This is a genomic window from Vibrio sp. TRT 21S02, assembly GCF_050113675.1.
Lineage (GTDB): Bacteria > Pseudomonadota > Gammaproteobacteria > Enterobacterales > Vibrionaceae > Vibrio.
The window spans coordinates 263148-277542 of sequence record NZ_JBNJOI010000003.1 but is presented as its reverse complement, the minus strand read 5'-3'; the positions used below and the strand labels follow the sequence as shown (position 1 = coordinate 277542).

At 45.5% G+C, this 14395-nt stretch carries 11 protein-coding genes; 4 read left to right on the top strand and 7 right to left on the bottom strand.

Translation table 11 applies throughout. The features are described from left to right. Positions 1-48: 48 nt before the first annotated feature. The 4 genes from phoU to ACQEXU_RS05325 form a co-directional block, all read right to left on the bottom strand. Positions 49-747 (bottom strand): phosphate signaling complex protein PhoU, encoded by a 699-nt coding sequence (gene phoU / locus ACQEXU_RS05340; protein WP_427009968.1) that lies wholly within the window; start codon positions 745-747, stop codon positions 49-51. A gap of 161 nt (positions 748-908) precedes the next feature. Further along, the gene (gene pstB, locus ACQEXU_RS05335) at positions 909-1727 is read right to left on the bottom strand and encodes a phosphate ABC transporter ATP-binding protein PstB (protein ID WP_427009967.1); all 819 of its coding nucleotides are present in this window, start codon (positions 1725-1727) and stop codon (positions 909-911) included. 2 nt (positions 1728-1729) lie between these two features. Next, entirely contained in the window at positions 1730-3376 is a 1647-nt protein-coding gene (gene pstA, locus ACQEXU_RS05330) for a phosphate ABC transporter permease PstA (RefSeq protein ID WP_427009966.1), read from the bottom strand. 32 nt (positions 3377-3408) lie between these two features. Continuing rightward, a complete protein-coding gene (locus ACQEXU_RS05325) occupies positions 3409-5598 on the bottom strand; it encodes an ABC transporter permease subunit (RefSeq protein WP_427009965.1) in 2190 nt (729 codons plus the stop codon). Positions 5599-5781: 183 nt separating this feature from the next. On the opposite strand from ACQEXU_RS05325, the gene ppk1 reads away from it, so the two are divergent. Beyond that, a complete protein-coding gene (gene ppk1 / locus ACQEXU_RS05320) occupies positions 5782-7893 on the top strand; it encodes a polyphosphate kinase 1 (protein WP_427009964.1) in 2112 nt (703 codons plus the stop codon). Continuing rightward, entirely contained in the window at positions 7868-9367 is a 1500-nt protein-coding gene (gene ppx / locus ACQEXU_RS05315) for an exopolyphosphatase (protein WP_427010078.1), read from the top strand. Before ppk1 ends, ppx begins: the two co-directional genes overlap by 26 nt. Before the next feature lie 8 nt (positions 9368-9375). On the opposite strand, the gene ACQEXU_RS05310 is transcribed toward ppx, so the two are convergent. The 3 genes from ACQEXU_RS05310 to phoB are packed head-to-tail and all read right to left on the bottom strand — an operon-like array spanning position 9376 to position 12336. Further along, complete coding sequence (locus ACQEXU_RS05310) at positions 9376-10323, bottom strand: PstS family phosphate ABC transporter substrate-binding protein (RefSeq protein ID WP_427009963.1); 948 nt, start codon at positions 10321-10323, stop codon at positions 9376-9378. After that, positions 10320-11621, bottom strand: a complete 1302-nt coding sequence (gene phoR, locus ACQEXU_RS05305) for a phosphate regulon sensor histidine kinase PhoR (protein ID WP_427009962.1) — start codon at positions 11619-11621, stop codon at positions 10320-10322. The genes ACQEXU_RS05310 and phoR overlap by 4 nt, the downstream gene beginning before the upstream one ends. A 25-nt stretch (positions 11622-11646) precedes the next feature. Continuing rightward, entirely contained in the window at positions 11647-12336 is a 690-nt protein-coding gene (gene phoB / locus ACQEXU_RS05300) for a phosphate regulon transcriptional regulator PhoB (protein ID WP_367987146.1), read from the bottom strand. Between the two features lie 239 nt (positions 12337-12575). On the opposite strand from phoB, the gene rdgC reads away from it, so the two are divergent. Further along, complete coding sequence (rdgC, locus tag ACQEXU_RS05295) at positions 12576-13490, top strand: recombination-associated protein RdgC (RefSeq protein WP_367987147.1); 915 nt, start codon at positions 12576-12578, stop codon at positions 13488-13490. A gap of 212 nt (positions 13491-13702) precedes the next feature. Next, positions 13703-14239, top strand: coding sequence for an Ail/Lom family outer membrane beta-barrel protein (locus ACQEXU_RS05290; protein WP_427009961.1), 537 nt, complete (start codon positions 13703-13705; stop codon positions 14237-14239). Positions 14240-14395: the final 156 nt, after the last annotated feature.

Below are 14395 nucleotides of genomic sequence, written 5' to 3'. Positions count from 1 at the left end.
GCTCAGTGCTTGTACCGCATTATGGGGAATCATTTCCCTGTTTAGCCATTAACGCAATGCGTCATCAATACTTTGTTCACCCAGATGACGCACATCTTTGCCCTTAACAAAGTAAATAATGTATTCACAGATGTTTTGACAACGGTCACCTACCCGCTCAATCGCTCGGGCAGACCACATAACCTGAAGGATATGGGGAATATTCTTTGGGTCTTCCATCATGTAGGTCATTAATTGGCGAACCACCGCTTCATATTCGGCATCCAACTTATCATCGAGCTTATAAACTTCAGCCGCGGCATCGACATCCATACGGGCATAAGCATCGAGTACTTGATGCAACATCGCAATCGCTTGTCGGCATAAAGGTTCTAGGGAAACATGGAACTGTTTTTCTTTGGGCGATGGGCTTTCAATCGCCACATACGCGATCTTCGTTGCTACATCGCCGATGCGCTCTAAATCGGTGATGGTTTTTATTATCGCCATAATCAGACGCAGATCTTTCGCAGTGGGCTGGCGTTTAGCAATAATGCGGGTGCAGGCTTCATCAATTGAGACTTCCATGGCGTTCACTTTATGATCGTCACGCACCACTTTTCTTGCCAGTTCGATGTCCTCTTTATGCAGCGCTTGCATAGCAAAAGAGAGTTGCTGCTCTACCAACCCTCCCATAGTAAGCACATGCGTTCGGATGGACTCCAGCTCCACATTAAACTGACCCGATATATGACGACCAAAATTCATAGTTAACGTTAATCTCCCAATTGACGAATAAAATTTTATTCTAAATAGTTGGAGTTGTAGCAAGGAAACAAGGAGTTCCCCCCTATGAGCATAGCTCGTCTATGTGATTAGAGTGAAACTCCACCATCGACGCCGATACAACTTCAAATATGACAAATAAATTAGCCATACCGACCAGTAATGTAGTCTTCTGTTTGCTTTTTCAATGGTGAAGTGAAAATAGAATCAGTATCTGAGTACTCGATCAACTTACCCATATGAATAAACGCCGTGTGGTCACTCACTCGGGCGGCTTGCTGCATGTTATGCGTCACAATCACAACCGTGTATTTGGTTTTGAGATCGTTGATCAGCTCTTCAATGGTCAGGGTGGAAATAGGATCGAGCGCTGAAGTGGGCTCATCCAATAATAAAACTTCAGGTTCAATTGCAACCGCACGAGCGATCACTAAGCGTTGTTGCTGACCACCAGATAAACCAAATGCATTTTCATGTAACCGATCTTTGACCTCATCCCATAAGGCCGCAGCGCGCAGGGAACGCTCTACTGCATCATCGAGCACTCGACTGTTTTTAATGCCTTGTAACCGTAAGCCATAGACCACATTTTCATAGATCGATTTCGGAAACGGATTCGGACGCTGGAACACCATCCCAACACGACGACGCAACGTCGCCACATCCACATCAGAGTGATAGACGTTTTTACCATGCAGTTTAACTTTGCCCTCGACCTTGCACCCTTCCACTAAATCGTTCATACGATTAATACAACGTAGCAAAGTCGACTTGCCACAACCCGAAGGGCCGATGAATGCGGTAACCTGCCCTTTCGGAAGACGCATAGAAATATCATGTAATGCTTGGGTATTTTTATAAAACAGATTGAGCTCTTCGATCGCGATTGCCGTCTGCTCATCAGATAAGTTGTTGACGTCCAGAGGAGGTTGATATCCAAGTGCTTGATTGACTGAAAACATAATTAATCTTGTCCTAAGGTACGATATTTTTCCCGCAAATTATTACGAATGCTGATGGCAGTTAAGTTCAAACCCACAATCACCGTAACCAGTAGAAATGCCGTTGCATAAACCAGTGGCCTTGCACTTTCTATGTTAGCGGTTTGAAAGCCCACGTCATAGATATGAAAACCTAAATGCATGAACTTACGTTCGAGATGAATAAATGGGAACTCACTATCAACCGGCAAGCTAGATGCAAGCTTCACCGCCCCCACCAGCATTAGTGGTGCAACCTCACCAGCGGCGCGCGCCACCGCTAAAATCAACCCAGTGATCATCGCCGGGCTTGCCATCGGAAGCACGATACGCCACAAGGTTTCCGATTGCGTGGCACCCAATGCCAGAGAGCCGTGACGAACCGAGCTTGGGATCCGACTTAAGCCTTCTTCAGTGGCCACAATCACAACTGGCAACGTCAACACAGCTAAAGTCAAAGCAGACCACAACAAACCTGGCGTTCCAAACGTTGGAGCCGGTAATCGCTCCGAATAAAATAGCGCATCAATAGAGCCACCTAAGGTGTAGACAAAAAATCCTAGCCCAAATACCCCATAAACAATGGAAGGCACCCCAGCGAGGTTAATGACCGCCACACGTATTAGCCGAGTAAAAGCATTGTTCTTCGCGTATTCATGCAGATAAATCGCCGCAACCACTCCCAAAGGCATGACGATGATTGACATGATCAGAACCAACAAAACCGTGCCAAACATGGCCGGAAAAACGCCGCCTTCAGAATTAGACTCTCGCGGATCTTCAGAGAGGAATTTCCATACCTGCTTACCCCAGTGCATGACTTTTTGCACAAAACTCATCTGGTTTGGGTACCAAATATCTAAAATTTGGCTCAGCGGTATTGTCACCTGCTGTCCAAACATGTCTTCCACGATCAAACTTTGATTCTGCAACTGGGCTCGAAGCGCATCAAGTTTAGATTCCGCTGCCGACAGCTTTTGGCTTAGCGCTGAGTAACGACTGTCATAAGATTGGTTAAACTCATCATTAATGGTCTCGTTCAATTCGCGCTTACGTTTTTCCAAACGCAGTCGTTCCAACGCCGTACTAATATGACGAATATCTTGATGAATTAATCGATCGATTTCTTTGCGGACAACATTGGCAAAACTGATTTCAGCCACAAGCTCGGTATCAAATTGCTCAGCCAGTTGACCATCCGCTTTTTGATAACTGATAGGACGACCAAAAAAGTCGCCATCACGGCTCCGTTCAACCACCGCCCAACCTTTCGGCTCTCTTGGTCTAAATACATTGATTTCAAGGATAGAAATAAAATCTGCGGGGTAAAGATCGCGGTTTGCCACTTTAATACTAAGGCGATTCACCAAACCTTTTTCAATGACATCTTCCGGCAATTCCACAGCCATTTCACGCAAGTGGCTGATCGGGATGTATTCTTGGGCATAGAGTTGGCCAATAAATTTATCACCTTCATGAGTTTCCCACTGATAAAGAGGCGCTGGCCAAAAGTAAGATAACCCCTTCCAGCCAATTAAAAGCAGCAGCCCTAACACTGACAATAAACTGATACTGACCGCGCCACCGGTTAACCAAATCCATGGCGCACCTGATTGAATCCATTTAAACACGATCACTTACTCCAACGAGAGAACCTAAGAAACTACAATGCACGATATTTCTCTCTTAATCGTTGTCTTACCCACTCCGCCAATGAGTTCACCGCAAAAGTAAATATAAGCAATAACAGCGCAGCTAAAAATAGAATACGGTAGTGGGAACTGCCTACTTCAGATTCTGGCATTTCAACCGCAATGGTTGCCGATAGCGTGCGCATCCCTTCCAGAATATTCCAGTCCATGATTGGCGTATTTCCCGTTGCCATCAACACAATCATCGTTTCTCCAACCGCACGCCCTAGCCCCATCATGATGGCTGAGAAAATACCGGGGCTGGCTGTCAATAAAACCACATAAATGAGCGTTTGCCACGGCGTTGCACCTAGAGCTAAGGAACCATCAGAAAGGTGTTTAGGTACTGAAAAGATGGCGTCTTCTGCTATGGTAAAAATGGTCGGGATCACCGCAAACCCCATGGCAAAACCAACCACTAATGCATTGCGCTGATCGAAATCGATCCCTTGCTCGGCCAAAAAGACGCGCACATCACCATCAAACAACCAAGCTTCAATGTTACCGCTGTGGCCAATCACCAAATACACCGTCAGCGCTAACAGCGGCATCAATATCGCAGCATGCCAACCATTGGGAATTCGCTCTAACCATGTTCGAGGTAATTTATACCATAACGCTCCAATCACAATGGTGGAGAGTGGAAGCAGCAGCATCAACGACACCACCGCCGCAAGGTGGCTTTCCACAATTGGCGCAAACCACAACCCTGCCAGAAAGCCAATAATTACTGTCGGCAACGCTTCCATTAACTCAATCGATGGCTTCACGATCCTGCGCATTTTAGGCGTCATGAAGTAAGCGGTATATATCGCACCTAACACAGCAATAGGAATTGCAAATAACATGGCAAACATTGCCGCTTTTAATGTGCCAAAGGCTATCGGTAGTAGACTGAATTTTGCTTCAAACTCATCACTGGCAGACGTGGTTTGCCAAACGTAAGCAGGCTCTGGGTAACTCTCGTACCACACTTTTTGCCACAGAGAAGACAAAGACACTTCAGGGAATGGGTTATCTATTTGCGCTACATTCAAGATGCCATTCGACAGACTAATCAAAAATTGCTCATTAGCCGACATTGCCGCCATCTCAGGCGCTTTTTTATATACCCGCTTAAACATCACCAGCTTTTCACTGGTGGTGTAATGGCTCTGCACCGTGCCATTAATGTAGAAACTGTAGAAACCTTTGCGATAGGTATCTGGTAATAAAAACTGTAACTCTGACGCGAGCTTAAATTCTCGGATATGCCTTAAATGACGAGCGCCCTGATCAAGCACGTCAAACCATTGTGACACTAATCCATCTCGGTGTGTGACCAACAACGAATGTGCACCAGAAAGCAAACTGACGTTCGTCACAGCATGTTTTTGATTCCCTAAACTCAAGTCAACGATTTCGCGGATCAAGTATTTACCTTGTAAACGGACCGCGATGATCAGCTCCGAAGCCCGGCGGAGATAGAGCGTCTTGCCATCTGGCGTCAGGAGCATCTGCTCGATCTCTTGCCGTGGATGAAACTCAAATTGCTGGACTGATCCCACTTCGGTTTGCCAGCGAATTAAAACGCTTTGATCGTCATAGCGCCCTGCCAACGTCCAGTATTCATCTCGCAATGCAATCGCAAACTCTTCTAATGCTTTGCCCGAGTTTTGCAGATCTGGCATAGGCTGTTGTGCAAAAAGAACTTGCGGCGCAAAACGTCGTCCTTGCTCATTCACAACACTGGTGAGTTTAGGTTTGAATAGCTCAATATTGCCGCTTGTATCAGCAACTCCTTGCCAACCTTGTGATGGCATTGTTGCAGCATAGAGTTGCGGTTCAACACTTAACGGAACAGATAAGGTAGGAGTGGTTGCTAACTGCTTTAAGGGCCAAAAATCAACATTGCCGTCACGACTAACCACATAAGCGTGTTCACCATAGTCGTCTACGCCAATATTAACCGCAGATTTGGTGTGAATGGATTGCTTGGCAAAGTCCGCATTGATATGAGCATCGGAAAACAGCGGCAGCACCATCATGGCTAAATAAACAAAAATAAGTACAAGTGCAGCTAACACACCGACGCCACCAAAAGAAACCGCAAAACGAATCACTCGATCTTTAAATAGTCGTTTACGATCTTTCTCTCTCAATGAAAATTCGGCTTTAGCCATGGATTACTCTACCTATTAATGCCCGACGCTATATTATGTCACTTAGGTGACAATTATATTACAGTTCACAGTAAACAACTGAAAATAGTGCAATAAAATCACCATATAACCACTGAATATGCTAACGCTACGACATAATTAATGTCACTATAGAAAAACGTCATAGTCTCTCGAGGGATCGCCATGAATGCAGAAAAACTCTACATCGAAAAAGAGCTAAGCTGGCTTTCATTTAATGAACGCGTGCTGCAAGAAGCCGCCGACAAAAGCGTCCCTCTGATAGAAAGAGTTCGATTTTTAGGTATTTTTTCCAATAACTTAGACGAGTTTTACAAAGTTCGTTTCGCCGACGTAAAGCGCCGGATCTTGATCAGTCAAGAACGGGGAGAAAGTGACAGTTCTAAGCATCTGTTGAGCAGAATGCAAAGCAAAGCCCTCAAACTCAATGAACGATTTGATGCCTTGTACGCAGAATTAATCCGAGAAATGGCTCGCCAACGTATCTTTTTGGTCAATGAACATCAGCTCAGTAGCAACCAAGAAAAGTGGTTAAAAAAGTATTTTCGCAGCCAAGTCCTACCCCATATCACACCACTATTGATGAGTGATGACATCGATGTGCTGCAATTTCTGAAAGATGAGTATGCTTATATAGCGGTGTCTCTTCGACAACAAGAACACTATCAATACGCACTACTCGAAATCCCAACGGATCATTTGCCCCGTTTTGTGATGATGCCAGAGCAGAAAGGTACGCAACGAAAAACCATCATCCTGCTGGACAATATTATTCGCTATTGTCTCGACGATATTTTCCGTGGTTTCTTTGAGTATGATGAGCTCAAAGGCTATGCGATGAAAATGACACGTGATGCAGAATATGACTTACGCCATGAGGTCGAATTCAACTTAATTGAGCAGATGTCGGAAGGTTTAAGCCAGCGACTGACCGCCATGCCAGTTCGCTTTGTTTATGAACGTGATATGCCATCACAAATGCTCGATTTTTTATGTCAGAAACTCAAGATATCCAGCTACGACAGCCAGATCCCCGGCGGACGCTATCACAACTTCAAAGACTTTATCGCCTTTCCCAATGTAGGTCATAAACACTTAGAAAATAAGCCGCTATCTCCGATGGAGAGTGCCGATTTTACCGGATTTAATAATAACTTCGATGCCATCAAGCAACGCGATATTTTGCTCTACTACCCCTATCATACCTTTGAGCATGTGGCTGAATTGGTTCGTCAGGCATCCTTTGATCCTAAAGTTCTGGGGATCAAGATGAACGTGTATCGTGTCGCCAAAGACTCGCGTTTAATGAACTCACTGATTGACGCCGTGCACAATGGAAAAAGTGTCACTGTCGTGGTTGAGCTTCAAGCGCGCTTTGATGAACAAGCCAACATCGAATGGGCTAAGTTGCTGACAGAGGCTGGCGTTCAAGTCATGTTTGGCACACCGGGACTAAAAATTCACTCCAAGTTACTACTGATCAGCCGCAAAGAAGATGAGCAGATCACGCATTATGCCCATATCGGTACAGGAAACTTCCATGAACAAACCGCGCGGGTCTATACCGATTTTGCCTTACTCACCGCCGACCCAGCACTGACTCACGAAGTTCGCAATGTGTTTGCCTATATTGAGAACCCTTATTTGCCAGTGAAATTCAAGCACCTGATCGTCTCACCGCGTAATTCGCGTAAGCAGCTCTATCGCTTGATCGACAAAGAAATCGAACATGCCCAAGCAGGCAAAAAGGCCATCATTACCCTTAAGGTGAATAATCTGGTCGATAAAGGCTTGATCAATAAGCTTTATGACGCGAGTAGCGCTGGCGTCAAAGTCCGAATGATCATTCGCGGAATGTGCTCACTGATCCCGGGAATTCAGGGTGTTAGCGAGAATATTCAAGTCATCAGTATTGTTGACCGCTTTTTAGAGCATCCGAGAGTCTTGATCACCCATAATAACGGAGACGAGAAGGTCTATATCTCCTCGGCTGACTGGATGACTCGTAATATTGATCACCGTATTGAAGTGGCTACGCCAATCAATGCTCCTAGGTTAAAGCAACGGATCATTGATATCATTGAGCTCCATTTTACCGATACCGTCAAAGCTCGTTGGATTGATAAAGAGATGAGCAATACGTATGTACCGCGAGGTAATCGCAAAAAGGTACGCTCACAAGCAGCTATTTACGACTATCTTAAACAGGTAGAAAAGCAAGCTAGAAAAGCCTATGAACGAGCCAAAACCGATGACGCAACCAACACCCACTCGTGATATCGCCGCCATAGATTTAGGCTCGAATAGCTTTCACATGGTAGTCGCTAAAGTCGTGGATAAACACCTACAACTCGTCAGTCGGCATAAACAGCGAGTGCGCTTGGCTTCCGGATTGGATAGCCAGAAAAACCTCGATCATGCTGCAATCGAACGGGGTATTGAATGCTTGAGTATGTTTGCAGAGCGGCTAAGAGGCTTTGACCGCGACAACGTGCGTATTGCCGCCACTCACACACTTCGACAAGCAAACAACGCCCATATATTTCTACAGCGCGCCAGAGAGGTATTGCCTTTCCCGATCGAAATTATCCCCGGCACCGAGGAAGCAAGGCTAATTTTCCTTGGCGTGGCCCATACCCAACCAGAATCTAACTCCAAATTGGTCATCGATATCGGTGGCGGCAGTACCGAGCTCATTATTGGTCAAGGATTCGATGCCAACTTAGTGCACAGTAAACCGATGGGCTGCGTCAGTTTTACTCACCGTTTCTTTGCTGATGGAAAACCATCGCTTGAAAACCTCAATCACGCCATGATTGCGGCAGAGCAAAAACTGGAATCCATCGCCTATCGCTACCAAAAACAAGGGTGGGACATTGCATTTGGTGCTTCCGGTACCATTAAAGCGATTCGTGAAGTGCTCATTGGCCTTGGATTTGAAGATGGCTTAATCACGCCAGATAGGCTCACTTTGTTACGACAAGAAATACAACAGTGGCCACACATTAATGAGATAAAATTAACCGGACTGAGTGCCGAGCGAAAACCCGTATTTGCAGCCGGTGTTGCCATTCTAAGTGCTATTTTCCATTCTTTGAGCATTAAAGAATTACACTTTTCTGAAGGCGCATTACGAGAAGGGGTACTCTATGAAATGGAGGCAGGTTTTAAGCGTTCCGATATTCGTATGCGAACCACTGAAAGTCTGGCTCAAAAACATTTGGTTGATGTCGACCACGCGACAAAAATCAAAACGCAAGCTCGTGAGTTCTTGCTGCAAACCCACCAAACTTTGGGCATAAGCCAAAACAGCCAACTGTTTGATCTACTTGAGTGGAGCGCACTGCTTCATGAAGTAGGTTTAAGCATTAGCTTGCAAGCGTTTCATCGCCATTCGGCTTACATTCTTCGCCACACCAACATGCCCGGATTTAACCGTGAACAACAACGTATACTATCCACACTAGTGCGTTTTCAACGTAAGGCACTCAAGCTGCATGAAATGGACACGTTCTCGTTATTCGAGAAACAACAGATCATCAGCTTGATCCGAATTCTCAGATTAAGTATTTTGCTCCATGGACAGAGAACTAAAGAAGCTCTCCCTCAGATAACTCTGCAGATTGATGACGAAAAGTGGACATTAACTTGTCAGGATACGCAGTGGCTCAGCGACAATAAATTGCTGTATGCGGATCTAAAAACTGAACGCGAATATTGGAAGAGCGTGGATTGGGTATTGGCATTTTAAAGTGGTGATCACTCGATCCCCACTTTCTTCAATTCTTGAGCAGCAAACTCAGCCGAGATTGGTACATATCCGTCTTTAGCCACTAATTCTTGTCCCTCTTGAGAATAGATGAAGCGGATAAACTCTCTCTCAATCGGTGATAACGGCTTGGTTGGATGCTTGTTCACGTACACATACAAATACCGTGACAGTGGATACTTGCCAGATAAAATATTGTCTTGTGTCGCTTCAATATACGCTTGTCCGTGACGCGCAATCGGCAGTAGCTTCACGCCCGTCACCTGATACCCAACACCAGAATAACCAATCGTATTGATTGCCGAAGCCACCGATTGAACCACCGAAGCCGAGCCAGGCTGTTCATTAACGCTGTTCTTAAAATCCCCGCCACATAAGGCATTGGTTTTAAAATAACCATACGTACCAGAAACAGAGTTACGCCCAAACAGCTGCATAGAACGTTTGGCCCATTGATATTCCAGCCCTAGCTGCGACCAAGTCGTCACCGGGTGATTGGCCCCGCAACGCAATGTGGATGAAAAAATACTATCCAGTTGAGTGAAATTGAGCCCTTCAATGGGGTTATCACGATGAACAAAAATACCAATGGCATCAATCGCGATTCGCAATGCGGTTGGCTTATATCCTTGCTCACGTTCAAACGCCTCGATTTCTCGATTTCGCATCGGGCGACTCATAGGGCCAAATTGCGCCGTACCTTCCGTTAAAGCAGGTGGTGCGGTTGAGGAACCAGACGCCTGAACTTGACCATTGATACTGGGATAGATTTGTTTGAACTCTTCAATCCACAAGGTTGTCATGCCAGCCAGAGTGTCTGAGCCCACCGTTGATATACTCCCGGTGATCCCCGGTACTTTTTGATAACTTTGTAACCCTTGCGCCATCACTGATGTACTCAGTACCGCAAAACAAGCACCTAATATCCATTTCTTCATGACGACACCACCAAGCGCTCTGGCAACACGAAGGAAAACTTACTGCCCACACCCACTTCACTGTGAATTTCTAGGTGAGAGTCATGGTGGGTTAGCGCATGTTTAACAATCGCTAATCCAAGGCCACTTCCCCCAGTATCACGCGAGCGAGCCTTATCCACACGGTAAAACCGTTCCGTCAATCGATGTAAGTGTTGAGGCTCTATCCCGTCCCCACTATCTTCCACTTCAAGGCAAGCGCCCTGCGGCGTGCGATACCAACGCACCTGAATATCAGCACCAGCTGGGGTGTATTTCACCGCATTGTAGACCAAGTTTGAAATTGCGCTGCGCAATTGATCTTCATCTGCTAGTACTCGAAGTGACGCATCAACATCAAACGTCAGTTGGTGGGCATTTTCACCACTGAGGCTCACTGCTTCTTTTTCTAACACATCCAGCATGGATGGCACGTTGACTACATCTTCCAGCTCATGCATTGGCGCTGCTTCAATTTTAGAAAGCGTCAGTAGTTGATTAACTAAGCTGTTCATTCGGTTGAGCTGCTCGGTCATGACCCCATGCGCTTTGCTCCACATCGGTCCACCGAGCATATCTGGGTCTTCCGTCATTTCCAGATAACCTTGCAGTACTGTCATCGGGGTACGCAATTCATGTGAGACATTGGCAAAGAAGTTACGTCGCATACCTTCAAGCTGCTTGAGCTGGGTAACATCACGCACCACCATTAGATGTTCACCTTCGGTATACGGCACAATACGCAACTCAAGTAATCGCTCAACGTTCAAAGGCGAGCGCATTTCCAGCGGCTCAGAAAAATCGGCTTTATTGAGGTATTTGATAAAATCTGGGGTACGAATTAAGTTAGAGATAGGTTGCCCAGAGTCTTCCGGCCAACGGAAACCAAGCAGGTGTTGCGCCAACTTATTGCACCAGACGATGTTCCCTTCACCACGAAAAACCACCACGGCATCGGGTAAGGATTCTGCGCCATTTCGGAAACGGCGAATCAGATTCGTTAGCTCTTTGCGCTTCTTACGCTGGCGTTGCTGAAGACGGTAGATACCGTTGAACAAGTGCTCCCAGTTACCACTGCCAGAAGGCGGCGTTAGGCGTTTCTCATCCCAAAGCCACGCCGACAAGCGCATCTGATTATGCAGGTGCCAAAATAACTGCAAAACCGTGGCAGCTAGTAGCAACCACGGCAAATATCCGAATATCCATCCAACAATCACCCAAGGGGTGTAAAAAAAAGCCAGCTCCCAGGCCAGCTTTTTCCAGGTTAACCTTTCAACCACATATCGCTCCGCTTATATTCACTCGTTATGCTTTGGTTGAGAAACGGTAGCCAGCTCCACGAACGGTCTGAATGAGCTTATCATGGCCCGCTTCTTCCAATGCTTTACGAAGACGACGGATGTGTACATCAACCGTACGATCTTCCACATAAACATTGGTGCCCCATACATTATTGAGCAACTGCTCTCGACTATAAACTCGTTCTTGATGAGTCATAAAGAAGTGCAGCATTTTAAATTCTGTTGGTCCCATCTCTACGGCTTGATTGTTCGCAGTGACACGATGGGAAACCGGATCCAATTTCAGTCCTTGAACATCAATCGTATCTTCTAGTGCTGTTGGTGTAACGCGGCGAATCACCGCTTTTAGCCTTGCCACCAGCTCCTTGGGTGAGAATGGCTTAGTAATGTAATCATCCGCCCCAACTTCTAGGCCACGAACTTTGTCTTCTTCTTCACCGCGTGCCGTCAACATGACCACAGGGATATTGCGCGTCAGCTCTTCACGTTTCATGTGTTTAATGAAGTTGATACCACTGCCACCCGGTAGCATCCAGTCAAGCAAAACCAGATCAGGAAAAGGTTCAGCCAGCTTAGTTACTGCACTGTCATAATCTTCAGCTTCCACTGCCTGATAACCTTTCTGTTCAAGAACGAAGCAAAGCATCTCGCGAATAGGCGCTTCATCTTCTACTACCAGAATCCTTCTAGACATAATTGATTAACCTTATGTTAGTTATACCGTTTTCTGAGTTCTTCTCAGGCGTTGACGCTAAGCATTATTACTAGCAATTATGACACTTTTGTGACCTTTGCAAACAAATTTTCATATAACTTTCTCGCTTCCTGCAAACAACTTTAATATGCGCGGCCTGACATATTGAAAAAATCCATCAGGACATCATCGGCAAAATTGCCTATGATTGCCGACTCAATTCAGGTAAGAGAAACAATATGTGGTTTAAAAATTGTATGGTTTATCGTGTTAATCGCGATATCGAATTCAATGCTGATCAGCTAGAAAAACAGTTAGCTGAGTTTCGTTTTACGCCGTGCGGCAGCCAAGACAAGCAGAAATTTGGTTGGGTAACTGCAATGGGCAAGCATGGGGATATGATGACCCATGTTTCTGAAAACCGAATTCTTATCTGTGCTAAGAAAGAAGAAAAGATGCTACCGGCTTCGGTTATCAAAGACTCGTTGAATGCAAAAGTCGAGGCAATGGAAGCGCAGGAAGGCCGTCCTTTAAAGAAAAAGGAAAAGGACAACCTAAAAGAAGACATCATTATGGATTTACTCCCACGTGCTTTTAGCCGCAGTAACCATACCTTTGTCCTTATTCTGCCAAAAGAAGGCTTCATTTTAGTCGATGCCAGCAGCTACAAAAAAGCCGAAGACGTGCTCGCACTTTTGCGTAAAACAATGGGTAGCTTACCCGTTGTCCCAGCGATTCCAGAAAAAGCAGTGGAGTCGACATTGACTGAATGGGTTAAAACTGGCAACACACCTGTTGGTTTCCAAATGTTGGATGAAGCGGAGCTAAAATCTGTTCTTGAAGAGGGCGGAATTATCCGCTGTAAAAAACAAGAGCTGACCGCAGACGAAATTCGTAGCCATATCGACGCTGATAAAGTGGTGACTAAGCTGGCTCTTTGGTGGCAAGAGCGATTAGAGTTTGTTCTTGCAGATGATGGTAGCATCAAACGCTTGAAGTTTTCCGACGAATTGCGCGATCAAAATGATGATATTCCACGTGAAGATCAAGCTGCACGTTTTGATGCAGACTTTTCATTATTGTGCGGTGAGCTCAGTGCATTCCTACCTAACCTTTACGAGGCACTAGGTGGCTTACCGCACCCGAATGCCTAGCCGCTCAAGTACATCGACACTCAATTGATGAAAGCTCCTTATTAAAGGAGCTTTTTTAATTTCACATTCACCTGAAGTTAAAAGTCTTTTAACTTTACCTCTATTTTCTCTCTATATTGACAAGATGTATTATTCCTGAGAATGATTTGCAACCGCATTTCATCCAAATTTTAAGCCTATCAATTTAAAATAATAAATATAGAGAACACACAATGAAAAAACTTACAACGCTTGCAGCTCTTCTCGCAACATCATTTGCGGCCCAAGCTGCCGATCACTCCGTCATGCTGGGTTATGCCGCGACTGATATCAAACACGCAGAAGATGTCCTCGGTGGTTTCACACTAAAATACCGTTATGACGGCGCCAACAGACTTGGTTTCTTAGTTAGCGCGACCATTACTGCTGATGAAGACGTTGCGTATGGGGTTCAATTCCAACCAGACATTGATGTGGTAGAAACAGCAAAAACAACGCGCAGCTACGCTAGCCTTCATGTTGGTCCAACATACCGCTTCAACGACATTGTTAGCGCCTATGCCACATTAGGTTACTCTGAGTACATCATTGAAAACGAAGCACGTGGACGCACGACATCCAAAATCGAAGATGAAAACTTTGCCGGTGGAGCGGGTCTTGAATTCAACGTGACTCGTGGTTTTGTGATCAATAGTGGCTTTGAATACAGTGAGCACCTCGCAGACGCAAGAGCACTGACCTATTCTGTGGCTCTCGGATATCGTTTCTAACCCAATCCAACCTTATTAAAGCCTGCCTGAGTGTAGGCTTTTTACTCTCCTTCTCTTCAAGGCTCAATGGTAATTTTCCTAGTCACAAGTCACGTTTTGACGTAAAATTTGCGCCCCTTATTCCATTAGGTGGAATAGGCCTGACTTGAGATCAGA